The following is a 21,103-nucleotide window of genomic DNA, read 5'->3' on the forward strand; positions in this document are numbered from 1 at the left end:
CTCACTCGGGGGCGGCGGGCTCCGTCCGGAACTTCTCCGGGAGGAGCCCCCGGTCGCTCATGTTGCCGTAGCGGAAATACGTCAGGCAGCCCACGGCGGTGCAACGCCAGAGGTCGTGCACGTAGTGGCGCTTCCCCTCCTCGCGGACCGCCGCCTTCTCCGCGTCGTCGAGCTTGCGGAAGTCCTGTCTGCTGCGGCAGGTGGGGCACATACGACTTATCGTCACAAACCACTCCTACTGCTCCTTGCGATCACCGCCAGGTCCGGGAAGTCGGTCACCACCGCGTCGACTCCCATGCCGTAGTACAGCGCGTACTCCGCGAACGCGTCCCCGAAATCACTGGCTCCGGTACCGCGCCGGAGGTCCGCCGGGAGGAACTGGTTCTCCGCGCGGAAGGTGTACGGGCCCACCTTCAGCCCCGCCGCGTGCGCGTCCGCCAGCAGGGACGGGACGACCGACGTCTTGTCCGGGCCGATCCAGGCCGCGTACTCCGCGATCCGCGCGAGGCCCGCCGCCGTCATCATGTCCTTGTACGTCGTCGGATCGCCGCCCGAGACCAGGTCGTACGGCCCGCCCGTCGTGCCGAGCGCCTGCCACAGGGGAACGCCCAGTCCCGTCATGCGCTTCAGGCTCGTCGGCTCGAAGGACTGGACGACGCACTCACGGGGGCCCAGGCGGTTGCGGCGGATCAGCCGGGCCAGCGCCGGTTCCAGTTCCAGGCCGATCGAGCGGAAGTACGTCGGGTGCTTCGTCTCCGGGAAGACGGCGACCGTGCGGCCGTACGTCTTCGAGAGCCCGCGGGCCAGGTCCACCACCTCCTGGAAGGTGAGGATCTGCTCGCGGCCGTCGAAGACCGTGTTGCGGTTGCGGACCAGGGGGAGGCGCTCGACCGCGCGCAGTGTCTTCAGCTCCGCGAGCGTGAAGTCCTCGGTGAACCAGCCGGTGACCGACCGTCCGTCCACCGTCTTCGTCGTACGGCGGTCCGCGAACTCCGGGTGCTGTGCGATGTCGGTCGTCTGGGAGATCTCGTTCTCGTGCCGGACCACCAGGACGTGGTCCTTGGTCGGCACGAGGTCCGGTTCGATCCAGTCGGCGCCGGTCTGGACGCCGTAGGTGTACGCGGCGGCCGTGTGCTCGGGGCGCCAGCCGGCCGCGCCTCGGTGGCCGATGACCAGCGGGCCGGTGCGGGAGGCCGCGCGGGCGGGGACGGCGGCGGCCACCGGGGTGGCGGCGGCCGCGAGCAGGAGGGCTCGACGTCTGATGCGGGGCATGCAACTCCCTTTTCCAGTCGGGGGGTTCACTTGATACGGCGACTCACCTTCGCGCCCGGTCGCGCGCCTCCGTCAGCCTCGCCAGGTGCTCCTCGTACCCCTTCGCGTAGTACGCCGCCCGGCCCGCGTCCGGCTCGACGACCGCTGTCGGTTCGGTCCAGGCGGCCGTGTCCAGCGCGATCCCGTACCGCTCGGCCGCCGCCAACACCGCGCCCCGCGCGCCGACTTCGCCCTCCATGACCCTGAGGGGCCGTCCGAGGACATCGGCGAGGAGCCGCATCCAGGCGGGGCTGCGGGTGCCGCCGCCGCACACCGCGAGCGAACCCGTCAGGCCCGCGGCCGACAGACAGTGCCGGGCCGCGTAGCCGATGCCCTCGCAGGTGGCGCGGACGAGATCGGCTTTGGTCGACTCCAGTGACACACCGGTGAGTTCGGCGCCCAGGTGCGGCTCGACGAAGGGGGCGCGCTCGCCGGACGGGGCGAAGTACGGCAACACCCGTACCCCGTGCGCGCCCGGCGGGGTGGCCGCGAGCAGGTCGTCGACCTCCTCGTGCGTGACGCCCGTCGTCGACAGCACCCAGTCCAGGGCCGCCGTGCCGACCATCGCGGGCATCGCGCGCAGCCGGTGGCCGGGGCGGTCGGTGGAGATGTACAGGCCGGCCGGCTCGCCGGTCAGGTCGAGGTCGGTCGTGGCGACCAGGGCCGCCAGGCAGGTGCCGACGATGAGGAGGCCGTCGCCGGGGGTGGTGACTCCGGCGCCGAGTGCGCTGGACGGCAGGTCGTAGGGGCCGTTGGCGATACGGGTGTCGGCCGGGAGGCCCTCGCCCTTCGCGAGAGCCGTCGCGACCGGATCGCTGATCGGGGCCAGCAGTCCACGCCGGTGGGTGAGCCCCAGCAGTTCCACCACCCGGTTGTCGTACGACCGTGTCCTCGGGTCCAGGAACGGCATCGACGCGTCCGACACGTCCGTCAGGGCCCGCGCCGCCCCCGTCAGGCGCTGGAACACCATGTCCTTGCAGTAGACGGCGGCCGTCGCCGCGTCCAGCGACTTCGGGTCGTGGCTGTCCAACCAGGCGAGCAGTGGACCCGGACACCCCGGGAACATCGCGCTCCCCGTCCGCCGGAACACCGTCTCGAAGGTGCCGTCCGCCAGCCACTGGTCGAGCAGTTCGTGTGCCCGCCCGTCCATCCAGGAGGCCGCCGCCCGCACCGGCCGGCCCTCCTGGTCGACCAGCCACACCCCGTCGCCCTGCCCGGTCAGCCCCGCCAGTTCGACCGGCTCGGGCACGCGCGCGGTCAGCTCCCGGAGTACGGCGACGACGGCGCCGTACACCTCCTCCATGTCCTGCTCGACGAAGCCGCCGTGCAGGGACAGGCCCACCGGGCGGGCCTCGACGGCCAGTTCGCGTCCCGTGCCGTCGAAGGCGGCGGCCTTCACCATGGACGTGCCCACATCGATACCGACGTACATCGCGGCTCTCCTCAGGTGTCAGCTGTTCACGTCAGGCAGTGCGCCAGCGGCTCCCCGCGCACCCAGCGCCCCACCTCTTCGGCCGCGATCCGCGCGGCCTTCTCGGCCACGGCCCGGCTGGCCCCGCCCAGGTGCGGGGTGAGCACGACCCGCTCCGAAAGAGCCCGCAGCCGGGATTCCGGCGGCAGCGGCTCGTGCGCGTACGTGTCCAGCGCCGCCGCCGACACCCGCCCGCTCTCCAGCGCGTCGCACAGCGCTTCCTGGTCCAGCAGGGGGCCGCGGGCCGCGTTCACGACGACCGCGCCGGGCGGCAGCAACGCCAGCTCGCGGGCGCCGATCAGGCCGCGGGTCTCGGGGGTGAGGCGGGCGTGCAGGGTGATCGCGCGTGCCTTGCGCAGGAGTTCGTCGAGCGTGCGCACGCGCAGGCCGTGGATCTCGTGATGGTGCACATACGGGTCGTAGACCATCACCCGCGCGCCGAAGGCGCACAGCACCCGGGCGACCCGGCTGCCGACCGCGCCGTAGCCGACGAGCCCGATCGGCAGGTCCTCCAGCTCCAGGCCGCTGTTCTCGTAGGTGTAGTACTTCGCCCCCTGCCAACTACCTTGCCCGGCAAGGAGGTTGTGTGCCTGGGGGATGCGGCGCAGGGTCGCCAGCAGCAGGCCGACGGTGAACTCGGCGGTGGCGGCGGCGTTGCGGCCGGGAGCGAAGCACACGCGGACGTCGCGCGCCTTCGCCGCGTCGAGATTCACGTTGACGGGGCCGCCCCGGCACACGACGACGAGCCGCAGGCTTTTGGTGGAGGCCAGGACGCGTTCGGTGACCGGACCCATCTGGGTGATCAGCACCTCCGCACCGGCCAGCGCCTCGATCAGCCGGTCCTCGGCGTCGCTGGCCTCCGTCACCTCCGCCACGGGACCGAACGGTTCCAGGGGCCAGCCGAGCATCAACTCGTCGACCTGAACAGGCTGTTCGCGGACCTCCTCGGCCACCGCCCGTGTGATCAGGCCCGGCAGGACGAAGTGGTCGCCGGCCGCCAGGACACGCAGAGTCTCGTTCATCGCAGTCTCGTTCAGCGCAGTCTCGTTCATCGCAGGGTGTCTCCCGTCTCGGCGTCGAAGACATGGGTGAGGCCCACGGCGACATGGACCTGGTCGTCGTGGGCGAGCCGTACCTCGGGGTCGGTGACGACGACCAGGGGGTGCTCCACTCCTTCGAGGGCGAGGGTCGCGATGCCCGACTCCAGGAGGGGTTCGTGGGCGACGACCCGGGCGGGGAGGCCCTCGTCACCGGTGAGGCGGAGGTCCTCGGGGCGGATGCCCACGACCACCTCGCGGCCCTCCGCCACCGGCACGGGAAGCGCGATCCGGACCGCGTCCGAGAGACGGGCGTGGCCGTCGGCCGTGACGACCCCGGTGAGCAGGTTGATCGGGGGCTCGCCGACGAAGTCCGCGACGAAGACGTTGGCCGGGCTGTCGTAGATCTCGTACGGCGTGCCGAGCTGCTGGATGACGCCGTCCTTCATCACGGCGATCCGGTCGGCGAGGGAGAGGGCCTCCTCCTGGTCGTGCGTGACCAGGATCGTCGTATGGCCCAAGTCCCTTTGGATCCGCTTGAGTTCGCGGCGGGTGGTGTCGCGCTGGGCGGCGTCGAGGTGGGACAGCGGCTCGTCGAGCAGGAGGACGTCCGGTTCGCGGATGAGCGCGCGGGCCAGGGAGACGCGCTGTTTCTGGCCGCTGGACAGGCCGGCCGGGCGGGCGTCGAGGATGTCGGTGAGGCCGACGCGTTCGGCGATGTCCTCGACCTTGCGGTCGACGTCGCCACGGGCCGCTTTTCGGCGTGCCTTCAGGCCGAACCCGAGGTTCTCCGCGACCGTCAGCGGCGGGTAGAGCGCGTAGTTCTCGAAGGCGACCCCGATGTTCCGTCGCTGTGCGGGCCTGCCGACCAGAGACTCCCCGTCCACCAGGATGTCCCCGCCGGTCACCGTCTCCAGGCCGGCGATCATCCGCAGGGTCGTGGACTTGCCGCAGCCCGACGGGCCGAGGAGACCGAGCAGTTCACCGGTGCCGAGCGCGAGGTCGAGGCCGCGCACCGCGTCCACCGCCGGGCGCCCCCGCGAACGGTAGGTCTTGCGCAGATCACGTAGCTCCAGCTCGGCCATCGCCGCCGCCTTTCGTCGCGCAGACCTCGTAAGGGACCTTGTGCTCGTCCAGGTCGCGCAGCGCGTCCGCCGACGCTCCGTCGTCGACCAGGACCAGGTCGAAGCGGGACAGCGGGACGACCCGGTGCAGGGCGTCCCGGCCGAGCTTCGTGTGGTCGATCAGCAGGACATTGCGGGCGGCCGAGTCGAGCATCGCCCGCTTCACGGACACGATGTGCTGCTCCTGGTGGTAGGCGTAACCCCCCTGCACGGCCGACGTCGACGCGAAACAGACGTCCACCCGGAGGGACTGGACCGCCTCGACGCAGGACACGCCGAGGAAGGAGGAGTGCAGCGGGTCGTAGTCGCCGCCGAGGGCCATGAGATGGATGCCCCGCTGATCGGAGAGCAGGTTGATCGCCTCCAGGAAGTTGGTGACGACGGTGAGGGGGGTGATCTCGCCGAGGCGGAGTCGGCGGGCTATCTCCAGGGTGGAGGTGGAGTCGTCGAGCAGGATCGCCATGCCGGGTTCTATGTGCGTGAGCGCCTGCTCGGCGATCGCGGCCTTCGCCGGGCGCATGGTCTTCAGCCGGTACTGCACGTTCGACTCGAAGACGCCCGACGGCTGTGCGGTCACCCCGCCCCTGAACTTCCGTACGACTCCCTGTCGTTCGAGCTCGTCGAGATCCCGGTGGATGGTCATCAGGCTCACCCCGAAGCGCTCGGCGAGCTCGGCCGCGGTCGCCGAACCGTCGGCCAGCACCTGCTCGGAGATGGCGGCCTGGCGGGCGGCCGGGCCCTGTCCCTGCTGTGCACCGGTGTTGCTGCTGCTCATCGCGTGCTCTCGATCCGTCGTCCTGGGCGCTCCGGCCGGTCGGCCTCGAACAGCAGCAGGTTCTCAGGCCGGACCGTCAGCCGTACCGGATCGTCGGGACGCAGCCCGGCCGTGTCGGCGCGCGGGGCGACCAGCGACACCTGCTGCTCGCCGAGCCGGACGGTGACCTCGACGGAACGGCCGAGGACCTCGGTGACGTAGACGGTGCCGGTGAGTTCGTGGCCGGGGCCGTTGATCGTGATGTCCCGGGGGCGTACGCCGACCAGGACGTCGGTGTTCTCACGCACCGGCACGCCGAGGGGCAGCTCCACCTTCCCGTCCGCCGACCGGAAACCGCCGTCGGATGCGATGACCCCCGGCAGCAGGTTGATCCGCGGCCGCCCGAAGGCCCGCGCGACCTCCGTGTCGAAGGGCCGGTGCCAGATCTCCTCCCGGGTTCCCGTCTGCACGATCCGCCCGTCCCGGATCACCCCGATCCGGTCGCCGAGGGCCAGCGCCTCGAGTGAGTCGTGCGTGACGTACAGGGTGGTCGTGCGCCGCACCGCCCCGATCGCCTTCAGCTCGGCCCGCATCTGCTGGCGGAGTTTGGCGTCCAGGTGGGAGAGCGGTTCGTCGAGGAGGAAGGCGCGGGCGGGGCGGACCAGGACCCGGCCGAGGGCGACGCGCTGGCGCTGGCCGTTGGACAACTGGCCCACTGGCCGATCCAGTAGGCCACTGATCCCGAGGAGCTCGGCGATCGCGCCGATCCGTTCACGGGCCTCGGCGGCGGGCAGCCGGTGCCGGGGTGAGCGGAGAGGCGAGGCGAGGTTGTCGTAGGCGGACCGGTGCGGGTAGAGGGCGTAACTCTCGAAGCACATGGCGACGCCACGGTCGTAGGGCTCGACGCCCGCCATGTCCTTGCCGTCGAGTTCGACCGTGCCGGAGTCGGGCTGTTCGAGGCCGGCGACGGTCTTGAGCGTGGTGGTCTTTCCCGCCCCGGACGGTCCCAACAGGCAGAAGAACTCGCCCTCCTGGACCTCCAGGTCGAGCCCGTCCAGGGCCGTGGTCTTCCCGTACGTCTTGTGGACCCCTTCCAGACGGATCATGACTTCACCGCCCCGAACGACAGCCCGCGCACCAGATATCGCTGGATCGTCAGCGCCAGCAGCAGCGGCGGTACGACGGAGACGAGTGCCGCCGCTGCCGTCAGGTTGTACTTGGGCCGGTCGCCGCCGAGAAAGGACAGCGCGCCCACGGTCACCGTCTGGGCCTCGTTGGAGGTGAGGATCAGCGGGAAGACGAAGTTGTTCCAGGCGAAGATGAAGGCGAGCAGCGACACGGCCGCGACACCCGGCTTGACCAGGGGGAGCGCGACCTTGAAGAAGGCCTGCTTGCGCGAGTAGCCGTCCAGCAGGGCCGCCTGCTCCAACTCCGGTGTCAGATCGGCGAAGTAGGACCGCATGATCCACACGATCAGCGGCAGGGTGACGAGTTGGAGCACCCAGATCATGCCGACGTACGTGTCGAAGAGTCCCAGCTTCTGGTAGAGCACGAACAGCGGGATGATCACGGTGAGTTCGGGCGCGAACCGGAACGACAGCAGCGTGAACATCAGGTTCTCGGACCCCTTGAACCGCCACCGCGCCGACGCGTACGCCGCCGGCAGCCCGACCACCAGCGACAGCACCACCGCCCCCACCGACACCACCAGGCTGTTGACGAAGAACCGCACGAAGGGGATGCCCTCGCTGTCGCCCAGCACCGTCCGGTACCCGTCGAAGGTCGGCGAGAAGGAGAAGTACGTGCTGAAGAGCTGGTTGGTGGGCTTGAGGGACAGGATCACCATCCAGGCGATCGGGAAGAGGGCGAAGACGAAGTAGAGGATGAGGGCGGCGTCGGCCAGCCAGCCCAACAGGCGTTTTTGCAAGGTCACTTGGAAACCTCCGCCGCCTTCCGCTGGATCTTCCCCAGATGGCGTACGAGCACCATCGCGGCGAGATACACCACCGCCCACAGCACGATCGTGTAGCTGATCCCGAAGGAGTACCGCTGGAAGCGGATCGCCTCCAGGTACGCCCGGATCTGCAGGACCACCGTGGAGTCGCCGGGCCCGCCCTCGGTGAGGGCGTAGATGATGTCGAACACCTTCAGCGAGTCCATGAACCGGAAGATCACCGCGACCAGGACGTACGGCCACAGCATCGGCAGCGTCAGCCGCCGGAAGGTGTACCACCAGCCGGCCCCGTCAACAGCCGCCGCCTCGAAGGGAGATGTGGGCAGGGACCGCAACCCGGCCAGGGCCAGGATCGCCACGAACGGCGTGTAGACCCACACGTCCACGGCGATCGACGACAGCAGCGCGCCGGTCGGGGTGTCCGTCCACTGGACTCCACCCAACCCGAAGGGTTTCAGCAGGTAGTTGATGACGCCCACCGAGGGCTGCAGCATCAGCTTCCACATGATCGCCGCGATCACGGGGGCGATCATCAGCGGGAGGATGAGGATCTTCTCCAGCACCCGCCCCACGATCGACGACCGGTGCAGCAGCAGGGCGACGGCGACCCCGAGCACGGTCTCGACGGCGGCGGCGCCGACCGCGTACAACACCGTCACCCAGGCGGAGTTCCAGAAGGCCTCCTGCGTGAAGACGGTCTCGTAGTTCTCGAACCGCACCATGTCGGGCTGCGGCTTGCTCGCCGAGAAGTCGAACAGCGTGTAGTACAGCCCGAGTCCGAATGGGTAGAGGATCCCGCAGGTCAGCAGCAGTGCGGGGATGATCAGGAAGTACGGGCGCAGGGCGAGCCGCATGGCTAGTCCACCTTGTCGGCGAGATCGCCCGCCAGACCGCCCAGCACCGACTTCGCGTTCTGGCCGCCGTAGATCTCCTGAAGGGCTGCTGCCCAGCTGGTCGTCGCGTCGAAGAACTGGGCCTGCGGGGTGAACTGGATCTTCGTCTGGTCGACGACGGTCTCGAAGGTCTCGATGAAGCCGGGGAGGTTCTTCATCTTGTCCTTGTAGGCGGCGTCCTGACTGATCGACTTCCGCACGGGGTCGATGTGGTTGTGCGTGATCGCGCTCTTCCGCAGATGCTCCTTGCCGGTCGCCCACTGCAGGAACAGCCAACTGGCGCTCTTCTTCCTGCTCTTGGCGTTCATGCCGAGCGACCAGATCCACATGTTGGTGGCGAGGGAGCCGTCGGGCCCCTTCGGCCCGGGATGGAAGGCGATCTTCCCGGAGGCGGGGCTGGCGCCCTTCACGGCCTGGAAGTAGGCGGCCGTGTCGGCGTCGAACAGCATCCCGGCCTTCTTCGCGCCCAGGTCGCTGGAGCACTGGTACCAGGTGTACGACGTCCAGGACGGCGGCCCGCCCTGCTTGACCATGCCGGCCCAGTCCTCGGTGAAGGCGATGGCCTCCGGGGTGTTCATGGCGGGCGTGAGTTTCCCGCCGGAGACCGTGAAGTCCTTGAGCCCGTTGCGGGCGTACATCGTCATGAAGCCGGGGTGGATGGTGGCCCAGCTGCGGGAGCCGCGTACGGCGATCCCGTACATGCCGTCGTAGCCGGCGCCGGGTGCCTTGTCCTTGATGACCCCGGCGATCTCGCGCAACTCGTCGAAGGTCTCCGCAGGTTGGAGCCCGAGCTTCTTGAAGACCTCGGTGTTGTAGGCGACGACGTTCGTCTCCCAGCCCCACGGCAGCGCGTACTGCCCGCCCTGTCCGAGCGGCGCGCCGGCCTTGAGGGACCACTGGTCGGCCTGGAGGAGGTTCGGGAAGAAGTCGGCCTGGTCCCATTCGGCGCCGGTGGCCGAGGAGTTGCGCATCCACGGGCCGAGGTCCTCCAGCCAGCCCGGTGGCCCGTACTGCCAGACCATGTAGGCGCCGAGCATGAAGACGTCGTAGGAGGCGCGTCCGCTGGACAGGTCGACGGTGAGCTTGTCGAAGTAGTTGTCCTCGGGGAAGACGTCGTACTCGACCTTGATGCCGGTCTGCTCGGTGAAGGACTTGAGATCGGCGATGAGCGCGTCGGTGTAGGGGTGTTTGTTGAGCAGCGCCTTGACGGTCGTGCCCTTCTCCCGGCGCCAGTCGAAGGAGCCGGTGACATCGTCCGCGGCCGAGTCGTCGTTCTTGTTGTCGTCCCCGCCGAAACCGGCACCGCAGGCGGAGAGGGCGGGGGCCGCGGCGAGTGCGGCGGTGAGGGCGAGGAAGCGTCGGCGGTCGTGCACGTGCGTGTCCATCCGTGACCTCCACGTGGGGTTCGGTCCGGTGTGCTGGGGTTGACACGTTGAGTCGACTCGTTAACAGAGGGTGTAACGACGGAAGTTGGCCGTCAATCCCTCGCGCAAGTGAAAATATCGGGGCACAGTGAGAACTTCACAGTCCCGGCAGTGATACACGGGAGGTCCGGACGGTGGATGAGGGCCAGGCGTGGCTGGGCGTCGACCTGGGCACGCAGAGCGTCCGCGCGCTGGTGGTCACCGGGGAGGGCGCGGTCCTCGGTGCCGGGGCCGCTCCGGTCCGGGGGCGGCGGGAGGGCGTGCGGCACGAGCAGGTTCCGGGGGAGTGGTGGGCCGCGGTGTGTACGGCGTCCCGGGCGGCGCTGGCCTCTTCGGAGGGCGTACGGCTCGGCGGGCTCGCGGTGTGCGGGACGTCCGGGACCGTGCTGCTGACGGACGGGGCGGGGCGGCCGGTGAGTCCGGCGCTGATGTACGACGACGGGCGGGCGGCGAAGGAGGCGGCACTGCTGCGGGCGGCGGGGCTCGTGGTGCAGGACACCTGGGCGCTGCCGAAGGCGCTGTGGCTCATCGGGGAGCACGGGCCGCACCGGATCACCCACCAGCCTGATGTCATCACCGCACACCTCGTCGGGCGCCCGGTGCCGGCCGACTCCAGCCACGCGCTCAAGACGGCGTACGACGTGGAGCGCGAGGCCTGGCCCTCCCTGGACCTGCCCGAGGGCACGCTGCCCGAGGTCGTCCGCCCCGGCACCCGGCTCGGCGAGGTCTGTGCGTCCGCCGCCGAGGCCACCGGCATCCCCGCCGGTACGCCCGTGATCGCCGGGATGACCGACGGCTGTGCGGCACAGATCGCCTCGGGGGCGCTGCGGCCGGGCGCCTGGAACTCGGTGCTGGGCACGACGCTGGTCCTGAAAGGCGCATCGGACACCCCGGTCCGGGACGCCACCGGCGTGGTCTACAACCACCGTGCCCCGGAGGGGACTTGGCTTCCGGGCGGGGCGTCCAGCGTGGGGGCGGGCGCGCTCACAGCGGGTGCGGATCCCCAGGTCATGGACCAGCGGGCCACGGCCTTCGAACCGTCCGGTGTGCTCGCCTACCCCCTGGTGTCGCCGGGGGAGCGGTTCCCGTTCCTGGCGCCGGAGGCCACCGCCCTCGTGCTGGGCGAACCCGCCGACGACGCCGACCTGTGGGCCGGCCTCCTCCAGGGCATCGCCTTCGCCGAGCGCCTGTGCCTCGACTACCTGCACCACCTCGGCGCCCCCCTCGACGGCCCGCTCACCTTCACCGGCGGAGGCGCCCGCAGCGCGTACTGGAACCAGCTGCGCGCCGACATCCTCGGCCGCCCCGCCCGCGTACCGGAACAGACCGAACCGGCCCTGGGAATGGCCGCGTTGGCCCTCCACGGGACCACCGGGACCCCCCTCGCGGAGGCAGCCGAGCGCATGGTCCGCATCCGTACGGTCGTCGAGCCGCGCCCGGGTCGCACCACCCTCTTCGCGGAGCCGTACGCCCGCCTCGTCGACGAACTCGAGAAGCGCGGCTGGCTGCCGACGCCGGTCGCGGCGCACGCCCACACCCGTCTCGCCCTGGATACTGCGGAATCATGAGTACGACGCTGCTGCTGGCCCGGCACGGGCAGACCGTCTGGCACACCGAGAACCGTTACGCGGGCGTGAGCGACGTGGCGCTCACCGACGAGGGCCGCGCCCAGGCGGAGGCCCTCGGCCGCTGGGCGGCGACGCACCCGGTCGACGCGATCTGGACGTCGACGGTCTCGCGCGCCATCGCCACCGCCGACCCCGCCTGCCGCGCCCTCGGCCTCACCCCGCACCGCGAACCCGACCTGCGCGAATGCGACTTCGGGGTGGTGGAGGGCCGTACCCTCGCGGAGTTCGCGGCCGAGGACCCGAAGGCGGCGGAGGCCTTCCGCGCAGACCCGGTGGCGCACCCCTTCCCGGACGCCGAGGCCCCGCTCGCCGCCGCGGCCCGAGGAGCCGGCGCCCTGCGCCGCATCGCCACCGCCCACCCCGGCGAACGCGTCCTGGTCGTCGCCCACAACACCCTGTTCCGTCTGGTGCTGTGCGAACTGTTGGGCATCCCCCTGAGCGAATACCGAAGGGTGTTCCCGCGGTTGCGCAACGCGGCGATCACCGAACTGCGCATCGACGACGGCGATTCCGCCGCACTTCTCTCGCTCAATGTGCCTTGCGAGACGGATAGGACGTAGCACGATGGGCGTATGACGGAGATCGACACCTTGGTGCCGCACTCGGCCCGGATCTGGAACTACTGGCTCGGCGGCAGGGACAACTACCTCGTCGACGAGGCGGCCGGCGCCGCCTACACCGCCCTCTTCCCCGGGATCGTCACCATCGCCCGCGGCAGCCGCGCCTTCCTGGGCCGCAGCATCCGGTACCTGGTGGAGGAGGCGGGCGTCCGCCAGTTCCTGGACGTCGGCACCGGTCTGCCCACGGTCGACAACACCCACGAGTTCGCCCAGCGCATCGCCCCCGAATCGAAGATCGTCTACGTCGACAACGACCCGCTGGTTCTCGTCCACGCCCGCGCCCTGCTCACCTCCACGCCGGAGGGCGAGACGGCGTACGAGGAGCTCAGCCTCCACGACCCGGAGCGCATCCTGGAGGCGGCGGCCAGGACTCTCGACCTCACGCAGCCGACGGCTCTGATCCTCAGCGGCATCCTCGGCCATGTCGCCGACCACGACCAGGCCCGCGACCTCGTCCGCCGCCTGCTCGACGGCCTCCCCTCCGGCAGCTACCTCTCCGTCAACGACGGCTCCCGCGGCACCGATCCGGACTACGAACTGGCTCAGAACGCCTACAACAGGACCGGCGCGATGCCGTACGTCCTGCGAACGGTCGATCAAATCGCCGCGTTCTTCGACGGGTTGGAGCTGGTCGACCCGGGCGTGGTGTCCGTACCGCTGTGGCGCCCGGAGGGCACGGCATCTGAGCCGATCGGGCAGCACGGGGGGCTGGGCCGCAAACCCTAATTGCTGACACAGCAGGGCTCTTGCACTGACTCATCTCGGCGCAGAGATCTGTGGGTCTTCGGCTCGGCGGGCGTACCCATATCCATCGGCTCGCTGAAGCAGACGGACGTGGCGGTGGTGGATCCCCTGGACGAGGCCGTGGGCGCCGCGGATGTTGAATCTTCCCGAGGAGCGCACGGCCACCCGCCCCACGTGAGTGCCGGCATTCTTGCCAGTGGGAACCGTGGCGGTGACCAGGTCGCCGGTGGCGTAACCGAAGAACTGCTTCGTTCTGGGGAGCTTGAGACGAGGAAAGCCGTGCTTGTCCGTACGTGTCCGGGCGTGTGTACCTCGACCGGTGCAGGACACCAGCAACACGGTGGTCGGGATGCCTCCGATGACCGTGCCGTCGGGTACATCACCAACTGCCAGGGCGTCGAGCGAATGCGTCTTGGGCAAGCCATGGCGGCTGCGGTTGTACTTTGTACGCCCGCCGGACCAACTGTGTACCGGTACCCCGAATTCCTGAAGCCTTCGCCACAGGGTCCAGCGGGTGGCGTTCATCACCGCAGCGTCTCGCAGGGGCGCCTTGGCCTGACCGAGGATTCGCGCGAGACGCCGAGGCTCGCCCTTCAAGAACACTTCCACTGGGAAGCTTCCCTTGGCCAGATTGCAGGGCTCGCAAGCCAGCGTCAGGTTGGAGAGGCGGTCGGAGCCTCCTCTTGAGCGAGGCCGGATGTGCTCAATCTGAAGTGCCACGCCCGAGGCGCCGCAGTAAGCGCATCGGCGTCTCCAGTGTTCCAGGAGGTACTGACGTACCTCGTAACCCTGGAGGGTGCCCTGCTGATACTCGATCCCCTGCAACGGCACGCCCGCGCTCAGAGCATGTACATCGAAAGAGGTCCGCTCGATGTGAATCTCGGTCACGGGCGCCCACTTCTGCAATCGCCGCACCCACGAGTACGTGGTGTCCACACGATGCTTCAGGGACGGAGGCAGCCAGCCTTCGGGGCGCTGGCGATTGCTGTACCGAGGTGCGCGGTATCGCGTCTTCCGGCTCCGACGCCGGTGTCTGTACGCGGCACGCAGGTGCATCTTGTCGCGGATCTGGGAACCTCGATGCCGGAGTTCAAGTGAATACAGGCCCCGGCGAGAAACAATGACGTCGGGCGTTGCTGTGAGCGGGTACGCGATGTCTGCAGTGATGGCGATGCCGGTCTCCCTCGAGCCGGGGTCGATGCGTACTGCTACTCCCTCCACCTCGGATTTCTCCGCATCACGGTCCTTCAAGCGGATGACGAAAGGGGTCTGACGCGCCACAACTGCACGGCCTGTGGTGAGGAGTTTGCGGGCCCGTGCTGGAGAAGTGGGCTGCAGGGGTCGTCCGCGTCTGTCGAGTACGAAAACGCAGGGGTGGGCCTCACGACCCGCACCTTCGGCCGCCGTGCCGGTGGCCTCGGGGTGACGCCGTACGCCTTGAGATGCGTGGCGTACGGTCTCCTCTCGCCCATGTCCCCCGCCGGTTGCACGGTTGCACGGTTGGTCGTGCGCCTGCGGTCCGTTTCGTCCCTGCTCTCAGGGTTGTCTGCTACCGCCGGTTCCAGAGCCTGCCGCTGAGGAGGCACGGCAAGGTGGGGCTGCTCGCCTACGGGGAACGTAGCCATCGGAATGCATCTCCTTCATCATGTGATGGCTCGGGCTGGTCACTCAGAGCCGGCCCTTGCTGGGGAGGCTCCGGCCTATTGGGCCGGGGAGCGAGTGACGTTATGCCAGTAGATGCCGCGGGACGTCCCGCTATCCGCGCTCGGGTCGTTCGCTGTTCAGGACTTGACGCAGGTGGGCTGCGTAGGCTCGCGGGTGGCTGGTGTTTCCGTTGTGGCCTCCGGGAAACTTCAGGAGTTCGTACCCGAGCAATTCGGCCAGGGCCTCGGCGCACTGATAGTCGAAGACGGTCGGTGGTGTGGCGAGCCCGGCGGCGGGGACGATGCGGGTGCTGACGTTCTTCAACGCGGCGATGTCGAGCGTGTCGTGTATTGCCGCGATGAAGTCGTGCCGGATGAAGTAGTCGAAGTTGGCGGTCCGCAAGGCATTCATCGGCTGGGGTGTCAGGTCTGGTTCGGCGTCTGCATTGGTGGGATCGATGCCCAGGGTTCGGGCGATTTCCGGAAGAACGGCGCCAAGACCGTCCCGACGGTAGACGTCCTGAAGGGCGGCGAGTTCGTGCTCATGGCGGGCGCGCTCGCCGTCGGGCAACAGACGTGGGGCGATGGGCTCGTGGGCGATCAAGGTGCGGATCTGCCCCGGATGCCGCACGGCCGCGTGCATTCCGATGACTGCTCCCAGGCTGCAGCCGAGCATGAAAGCGGGGGCGTCCGTGAGGGCGGCCAGAAGGTGGTGGACGTCGTCGGCGTGCTCGGCCAGTGTCGCGCCCTCTTCCGGGGTGGCGAGGCGGCTGCGTGAGAGCCCGCGGCGGTCGTAGGTGACCACGGTGTAGGAGTCGGTGAGTTGAGTGACAAGGTCGCTGCTTCGGTCGGCGTCCCCCTCGCCGCTCTGCGAGATCAGTAGCAGCGGGCCGGTGCCGCAGACCTGGTAGTGCAGGACTGCTCCGGGAACGTTGAGCCTGCCGGTTGCGCTGGGCATGGTTCTCCCCACCTTCGGATACGGCGGGCTGTCCACCGTGGCTGCAACTCACCTTATTCCATCTGATTCGATGCATCAATCTGGATTGATCCAGCTCGATGTACGTTGGCCGATGTGAACGGAGTTGAACTGTTTCTTCTGGGGCGCGCCCTCATGAAGATCGGCGAAGAGGCGCTGCCGAAGCCTCCCGGCGGTGCCGGCCGGTATGCGGGCAGTGCCCGCCTGGTGCTGATCGTGGCCAGTGACATCACGGCCCACCCGGACAGCGCCGTCGGTGAGATCGCTGCCCGTACCGGCCTGCCGCAGAGTCAGGTGTCCACGGCCGTCGCCCGGCTGAAGGAGGCCGGGTCGGTGGAGGCCGTGCCGGATCCCGCCGACGGGCGCCGTGTGCTCGTGCGGCCGGCTGCTGAGGTGTCCCAGCGATTGGCGCAGGTCCGTGCCACCGGTATCGAGCGCGCCCTTGCTGCGGCGCTCGGGTCTGATGACCCGCAGCGACTGCGGGAAGTTACGGAGGCGTTGGACGTTCTCGCCCGCAATCTTGTGTCGGAAACGGCCGACCGGTCCTGAATTCGCGCTGCGGCGCAGAAAAGAAGGCCCTCGCGAGTCACGTCCTCGCGAGGGCCTTCCTCTCCATTCGCCTGCTGCGTGAAAGGTGAGAAGACGATCACGAGCAGGACGTCTCATCGGTGTCTCAGGGGGCCAGTAGCAGCACATTCGCGCGGGACCTCGCGGCCTCGTAACGCCGGGCCACGTCCTGCCAGTTGACGACCTGCCACATCGCGTCGATGAAGTCGACCTTCTGGTTCCTGTACTGCAGGTAGAAGGCGTGCTCCCAGGCGTCGAAGACGAGGATCGGCACGGAGCCCTGGCCGACGTTGCCCTGATGGTCGTAGACCTGCTCGACGACGAGGCGACCGCTGAGCGGCTCATATGCGAGGACGCCCCACCCGGAACCCTGGGTCGTGGCCGAGGCCTTGGTCAGTTGGGCCTTGAAGCCGGCGAAGGAGCCGAATGACTGGGTGATGGCGTCCGTCAGCTCGCCCACGCCGTCCGCCGCGAGTGGCTCGCCGCCGCCGTCACCCGTCATGTTCGTCCAGTAGATCGAGTGCAGGACGTGCCCCGACAGATGAAAGGCCAGGTTCTTCTCGAGGCCGTTGATCGAGCCCCATGACTCCTTGTACCGCGCCTCCGCGAGCTGCTCCAGCGTGTCGTTCGCACCTTTCACATAGGCCGCGTGGTGCTTGTCGTGGTGCAGCTCGATGATCTCGGGGCTGATCACGGGGGCGAGCGCGGAGTAGTCGTAGGGCAGGTCGGGCAGCGTGTAGACGGGCATGGCGGGTTCCCCTCCGGACCTCTTATTGCACATAGCTTGCAAGTGCAGGCTATCAGCAGGAGGGCGGGATGGCTGGGCGTGCCGGTAGAGGAGTGCGCGGCCGGAGAGTGGCGAACTACTATCTGATCTCGTAGAACAGAACGGGGGTGGCAGGCATGGGACCCGAGATCGCCGAGCTCGCCAGGACCGCGGGCACGACGATGGTGACGCTGATGGCCACCCAGGCCTGGGAGTCGACCCGCGACGGCATGGTCGCTCTCTGGCAGCGCTTCCAGCCCGCCCGGGCCGAGGCCGTCGGCAGTGAACTCGAAGCGACCCGTGAGGATCTGCTCCTGGCCCGTGAGGCCGGTGACGCGGACACGGAGACCGAGTTGACCGCCGAATGGCAGGCACGGGTGCGGCGACTGCTGCTCGCGCAGCCGGAGGTCGCGGACGAACTGCGCCGCATCCTTGCGGAGTTGAGCCCAGAGTTTCCCGAGCGGCGGCCGTCGGTGGAGGTCCGGCTGCGCGCGGAGGCTTCCGGCAGCGGGCGGGTCTACCAGGCCGGACGCGACCAGCACATCACGGAACGATGAGCGAACTCGGGGCCCGGGCGTCGGGGCAGGGGCGGATCTTCCAGACGTCCGGCGACCAGTACATAGAGGAACACCACCATCACTACGACGCCGGGGCCGCCGGTCCGCTCTTCGGGCGCCAGGTCTTGCCCCCGGCGGGAGCGGGGCCTGCCGCACCGGACTCCGTACGCATGCCGCTCGTCGGTCGCGCTCCGGGCGTCCTGCGCAACCGCGACCAACTGCGCGAGGCGCTCGGCGCGGCCCTCGCCGGGCCCGGCGGTGACGTCCACGTCGTGCACGGCATGGGCGGCTGCGGCAAGACCGCGCTGGCGTACTGGCTGTTCAACGAGGTGGTACGCGAACACGGTCGGGTCGGTTTCTGGGTCAATGCGTCCGAGCGGATGTCCCTGCGTGCCGGGATGCTGGCGGTGGCGGGGGACCGGGGTGCGGCGACGGGCGAGCTGGCGGCCGCGGCGGCGGGGCAGCGTGCCGCCGCCGACCTCGTCTGGCACTACCTCGATCAGTCCCCCGAGCCCTGGCTGCTCGTCCTCGACAACGCCGACGATCCGACAGTCCTGGAGGACGGGGCGTGGCTGCGGCGTAGTGGGCGGGGGACGGTGCTGGTCACTACGCGGCATGCCACGTCCGTCTTGTGGCGTGCACCGGGTGTGACCCGCCACCCCCTGGGCGTCCTGCCCCTGGAGGACGCGGCCCAGGTCCTGTGCGACCTGGCACCGGAGGCGGGTGGTCTGGAGGCGGCCCGGAAAGTGGCCGAACGCCTCGGCCGACTTCCCCTCGCCCTCACGCTCGCGGGTTCTCACCTGGCCCACCAACTCCTGGAGTCATGGTCCATGGACGAGTACGACCGCAAGCTCGGTGAGGAGTCGACGGCGATTGTGGACGGGGGTGCGACCGGATATGGCGGCGGTAGGTCCCGTCATCTTGTGGGCAGGACCTGGCAGTTGTCCCTGGACGCACTGGCGGCACAGGGGTTGCCGGAGGCAACGACGTTGCTGCGGCTGCTGTCGTTCTTGGCAGCGGATCCCGTGCCGCTGAGTGTGCTCGCGCCGGTGGCACGCGGGGACATCCTGACCGATGGTCTGCAACCTGCCCTGACAGCAGGGAAGTTGGAGCCCGCGCTGCGCGGGTTGCTCGATCACTCGCTGGCCGAACTCGTCGAGACGAACGGGACGCGGTGCGTGCGGGCGCATGGGGTGCTGCTGGACAGCGTCGCGGCAGGGGTGCCGGAGGGGCAGCGCTCGGTCCTGACGGAGGCGGCGGCCGCGTTGCTGGACGCCGCTCTGCCTGAGAAGGGCGAGGAGGCAGGGGCCATGAGCAAGCTTGCTGTGCTCGCGCCGCATGCCAGAGAGCTGTTGGAGAGGGCACCGAGTGAACGGACTGTCGTGTTGGCGGTGCGCGTGGTCTGGCAGGTGTTCGATTCGGGGGACTTCGCCGGCGCCCTGGAGCTCGCTCCCGGAATCGCACAGCGCACCGAGGCAGTGGTGGGTCCGCAGAACCGGGTGGCTCTGGATGCCCGTCATGTGCAAGCCGAGGCTCTCAAGCGGATGGGTCACTACGCCGAGTCCGAGGCGTTGCACCGCTCGGTGCTCAGTACTCGAGAACGCGTCCTGGGCTCGGATCATCCCGACACGTTGCGCAGTTGCTACAGCCTGGCCTGGCCGCTGTTCTTGATGGAGCGGAACGAGGAGGCCGAGCGCTGGGCCCGTCGGGCGCTCGACGGGCAGCGGCGTGTGCTGGGGGAGAAGTCCCCGCAAACGCTGCGCTCCTGGGCGAGCATGCTCGAACTGCTGCCGTACGTCGGAAAGGGGCAGGAGCTCGTTCCCGAGGCCGAGGCGCTCCTCCGTGCCTGTGAGCGGGTCCTGCTCGCGGACGACATGACGACGCTGCTCAGTCGACTCAACTATGCCGAAGGCCTGCGGGTCTTGGACCGGTACGAGGAAGCCGAGCCTATGGCTCGTCGGGTGCTGGCCGACTACATCCGCCTCCAAGGGCCTGATCACCCCCTGAGCCTCGCTGCCCTGACTCTGACTGCTCGGATCGCCCGCGGCCTGGAACGGTTCGACGAGGCCGTCGCGACGCTCAACGAAGTCATCGAGCGCCGCGAACGGGTGCTCGGGGCCGAGCACCCGTTCGTCGTCGACAACCGCGAGTGGCTGGCCGAATGGCAAGCCGAAGCCCGGCGCTGATCAGGCCTTGGCGGCCTTGCCCCGTTGCCACGCGTACCCGAACGCCGCCAAGGCCACCGTCATCGCACCCGTCCAGTACAGCTGCACCCGGGTATCCGGCTCCCTGGCCATCAGCACGAAGATCCCCGCCATCCCCGCCAGGGCAACCCACGTCAGCACCGGGAACGCCCACATGCGGACGACCAGCTTCTCCGGCAACTCCCGGTCCAGCGTGCTGCGCAGCCGCAGCTGCGAGACCGCGATGAAGGTCCAGACGACGAGGATGACCGCGCCGATCATGTTCAGGAGCCAGGGGAAGACGTCGTCCGGGCGCCAGTAGCTCAGGACGACGCACACGAAGCCGAAGACGCAGGAGGCGAGGACCGCGATCCGCGGGACGCCGTCGGAGACCCTGCCCAGCGCCTTCGGGCCCTGCCCGCGTGCGACCAGGGAGTAGGCGATGCGCGAGGAGCCGTAGATGTTGGCGTTCATCGCGCTGAGCAGGGCGACCAGGACGACCACGTTCATCAGCTGGCCCGCGCCCGGGATGCCGAGTTCGTCGAGGGCGGCGACGTACGGGCCCTTCTCGACGACCGCCGCCGAGTCCCACGGGACCAGCGTCACGATGACCGCCATCGAGCCGATGTAGAAGAGCGCGATGCGCCACATCGCCGTACGGACCGCGCTCGCCACGCCCCGGACCGGGTTCTCGGACTCGGCGGCCGCGATGGTGACCGTCTCCAGGCCGCCGTAGGCGAAGACCGAGGCGAGCAGGCCGATGACCAGGCCTTCGCTGCCGTTCGGCAGGAAATCGCTCAGATTGCCGGTCCCCGGGGAGTCCGTGCCCGGCAGGACCCCGGCGATCGCCAGCACGCCCAGCACCAGGAACAGACTGATCGCGCCGACCTTCAGGGCCGCGAACCAGAACTCGAACTCGCCGAAGTTCTTCACGGCGGCGAGGTTCGTGGTGCAGAAGACGACCATGAACAGGGCCACCCAGGCCCACTCGGGCGTCCCCGGCAGCCAGTCCGTCACGATCTTCGCCGCGCCGATGCCCTCCAGTCCTACGGCCGTGCAGAGCAGGACCCAGAAGGACCAGCCGGCGGTGAAGCCCGCCCAGGGGCCGATGGCGCGCTCGGCGTGGGCCGAGAAGGAGCCCGACGAGGGGTACGCGGCCGACATCTCGCCGAGCATCCGCATGACCAGCATCACGAGGAGACCGGAGAGGGCGTAGGCGACGACGATCGACGGACCGGCGGCGGCGATACCGGCGCCGGAGCCGACGAACAGACCGGCGCCGATGACCCCGCCGAGGGCGATCATCGACAGGTGGCGCTGCTTGAGGCCGTGGGAGAGGGAGGCGTCCGGCTCCTGTGGAGTCCTGACGGTGGTGCTGCTGGGCATGGGCGCGGCTCGTCCAGTACGTGAGATGGCGAAAAAACGCCCACAGTCTGGGCAGCCTCTCCGCT

At 69.3% G+C, this 21,103-nt stretch carries 19 protein-coding genes and 1 pseudogene; 6 read left to right on the forward strand and 14 right to left on the reverse strand.

Annotated elements, in window-relative coordinates; all coding sequences use genetic code 11:
- Nucleotide 1 precedes the first annotated feature (1 nt).
- From IG08_RS0131100 to IG08_RS0131145, 10 genes are read right to left on the reverse strand one after another with little or no spacing between them, the layout of a single operon-like run.
- Nucleotides 2-211, reverse strand: coding sequence for a hypothetical protein (locus IG08_RS0131100; RefSeq protein ID WP_030609892.1), 210 nt, complete (start codon nt 209-211; stop codon nt 2-4).
- Nucleotides 212-222: 11 nt separating this feature from the next.
- On the reverse strand, nt 223-1,272 hold the full coding sequence (locus tag IG08_RS0131105; RefSeq protein WP_030609895.1) for a glycerophosphodiester phosphodiesterase family protein: 1,050 nt from the start codon (nt 1,270-1,272) through the stop codon (nt 223-225).
- A 43-nt stretch (nt 1,273-1,315) separates the two neighbouring features.
- Nucleotides 1,316-2,743 (reverse strand): FGGY-family carbohydrate kinase, encoded by a 1,428-nt coding sequence (locus IG08_RS0131110; RefSeq protein ID WP_030609899.1) that lies wholly within the window; start codon nt 2,741-2,743, stop codon nt 1,316-1,318.
- A 26-nt stretch (nt 2,744-2,769) separates the two neighbouring features.
- Nucleotides 2,770-3,804: a 2-hydroxyacid dehydrogenase gene (locus IG08_RS0131115; RefSeq protein ID WP_030609902.1), complete on the reverse strand. Its 1,035-nt coding sequence runs from the start codon at nt 3,802-3,804 to the stop codon at nt 2,770-2,772.
- Nucleotides 3,805-3,830: 26 nt separating this feature from the next.
- Nucleotides 3,831-4,904, reverse strand: a complete 1,074-nt coding sequence (locus IG08_RS56025) for an ABC transporter ATP-binding protein (protein ID WP_030609905.1) — start codon at nt 4,902-4,904, stop codon at nt 3,831-3,833.
- The gene (locus tag IG08_RS0131125; protein ID WP_030609910.1) at nt 4,882-5,718 is read right to left on the reverse strand and encodes a DeoR/GlpR family DNA-binding transcription regulator; all 837 of its coding nucleotides are present in this window, start codon (nt 5,716-5,718) and stop codon (nt 4,882-4,884) included. The genes IG08_RS56025 and IG08_RS0131125 overlap by 23 nt, the downstream gene beginning before the upstream one ends.
- A complete protein-coding gene (locus IG08_RS0131130) occupies nt 5,715-6,803 on the reverse strand; it encodes an ABC transporter ATP-binding protein (RefSeq protein ID WP_030609914.1) in 1,089 nt (362 codons plus the stop codon). Before IG08_RS0131130 ends, IG08_RS0131125 begins: the two co-directional genes overlap by 4 nt.
- Entirely contained in the window at nt 6,800-7,630 is an 831-nt protein-coding gene (locus tag IG08_RS0131135; protein ID WP_030609917.1) for a carbohydrate ABC transporter permease, read from the reverse strand. The genes IG08_RS0131130 and IG08_RS0131135 overlap by 4 nt, the downstream gene beginning before the upstream one ends.
- Nucleotides 7,627-8,505 carry a carbohydrate ABC transporter permease gene (locus IG08_RS0131140; protein WP_030609920.1) on the reverse strand — a complete coding sequence of 293 codons (879 nt, stop codon included), beginning with the start codon at nt 8,503-8,505 and terminating at the stop codon, nt 7,627-7,629. The genes IG08_RS0131135 and IG08_RS0131140 overlap by 4 nt, the downstream gene beginning before the upstream one ends.
- A 2-nt stretch (nt 8,506-8,507) precedes the next feature.
- On the reverse strand, nt 8,508-9,929 hold the full coding sequence (locus IG08_RS0131145) for an ABC transporter substrate-binding protein (RefSeq protein WP_030609923.1): 1,422 nt from the start codon (nt 9,927-9,929) through the stop codon (nt 8,508-8,510).
- A gap of 173 nt (nt 9,930-10,102) precedes the next feature.
- Between IG08_RS0131145 and IG08_RS0131150 the strand changes: the two genes are divergently transcribed.
- The 3 genes from IG08_RS0131150 to IG08_RS0131160 are packed head-to-tail and all read left to right on the forward strand — an operon-like array spanning nt 10,103 to nt 12,942.
- Nucleotides 10,103-11,536, forward strand: a complete 1,434-nt coding sequence (locus tag IG08_RS0131150; RefSeq protein WP_030609926.1) for an FGGY-family carbohydrate kinase — start codon at nt 10,103-10,105, stop codon at nt 11,534-11,536.
- Nucleotides 11,533-12,156, forward strand: a complete 624-nt coding sequence (locus IG08_RS0131155; protein ID WP_030609929.1) for a histidine phosphatase family protein — start codon at nt 11,533-11,535, stop codon at nt 12,154-12,156. The genes IG08_RS0131150 and IG08_RS0131155 overlap by 4 nt, the downstream gene beginning before the upstream one ends.
- Nucleotides 12,157-12,168: 12 nt before the next feature.
- Nucleotides 12,169-12,942: an SAM-dependent methyltransferase gene (locus IG08_RS0131160; protein WP_030609932.1), complete on the forward strand. Its 774-nt coding sequence runs from the start codon at nt 12,169-12,171 to the stop codon at nt 12,940-12,942.
- A gap of 30 nt (nt 12,943-12,972) precedes the next feature.
- Here IG08_RS0131160 and iscB read toward each other — a convergent pair.
- Both iscB and IG08_RS0131170 read right to left on the reverse strand, forming a co-directional pair.
- A pseudogene (gene iscB / locus IG08_RS57550) lies at nt 12,973-14,316 on the reverse strand (RNA-guided endonuclease IscB); the annotation flags it as partial.
- A gap of 399 nt (nt 14,317-14,715) precedes the next feature.
- On the reverse strand, nt 14,716-15,561 hold the full coding sequence (locus IG08_RS0131170; protein WP_030609937.1) for an alpha/beta fold hydrolase: 846 nt from the start codon (nt 15,559-15,561) through the stop codon (nt 14,716-14,718).
- Nucleotides 15,562-15,675: 114 nt separating this feature from the next.
- Here IG08_RS0131170 and IG08_RS0131175 point away from each other — a divergent pair, with 114 nt between their 5' ends.
- Nucleotides 15,676-16,128: a MarR family winged helix-turn-helix transcriptional regulator gene (locus IG08_RS0131175; protein ID WP_030609940.1), complete on the forward strand. Its 453-nt coding sequence runs from the start codon at nt 15,676-15,678 to the stop codon at nt 16,126-16,128.
- A gap of 124 nt (nt 16,129-16,252) precedes the next feature.
- Here the strand turns inward: IG08_RS0131175 and IG08_RS0131180 are convergent, their stop codons facing one another.
- The gene (locus IG08_RS0131180) at nt 16,253-16,894 is read right to left on the reverse strand and encodes a superoxide dismutase (RefSeq protein WP_030609942.1); all 642 of its coding nucleotides are present in this window, start codon (nt 16,892-16,894) and stop codon (nt 16,253-16,255) included.
- 155 nt (nt 16,895-17,049) lie between these two features.
- Between IG08_RS0131180 and IG08_RS61605 the strand changes: the two genes are divergently transcribed.
- Both IG08_RS61605 and IG08_RS0131190 read left to right on the forward strand, forming a co-directional pair.
- Nucleotides 17,050-17,469, forward strand: a complete 420-nt coding sequence (locus IG08_RS61605) for a hypothetical protein (RefSeq protein WP_030609944.1) — start codon at nt 17,050-17,052, stop codon at nt 17,467-17,469.
- A complete protein-coding gene (locus IG08_RS0131190) occupies nt 17,466-19,655 on the forward strand; it encodes a tetratricopeptide repeat protein (RefSeq protein ID WP_030609946.1) in 2,190 nt (729 codons plus the stop codon). Before IG08_RS61605 ends, IG08_RS0131190 begins: the two co-directional genes overlap by 4 nt.
- Here the strand turns inward: IG08_RS0131190 and IG08_RS0131195 are convergent, their stop codons facing one another.
- Nucleotides 19,656-21,038, reverse strand: coding sequence for an amino acid permease (locus tag IG08_RS0131195; protein WP_030609948.1), 1,383 nt, complete (start codon nt 21,036-21,038; stop codon nt 19,656-19,658).
- Between the last annotated feature and the right edge of the window lie 65 nt (nt 21,039-21,103).

Source organism: Streptomyces fulvoviolaceus (genome assembly GCF_000718165.1).
Lineage (GTDB): Bacteria > Actinomycetota > Actinomycetes > Streptomycetales > Streptomycetaceae > Streptomyces > Streptomyces fulvoviolaceus.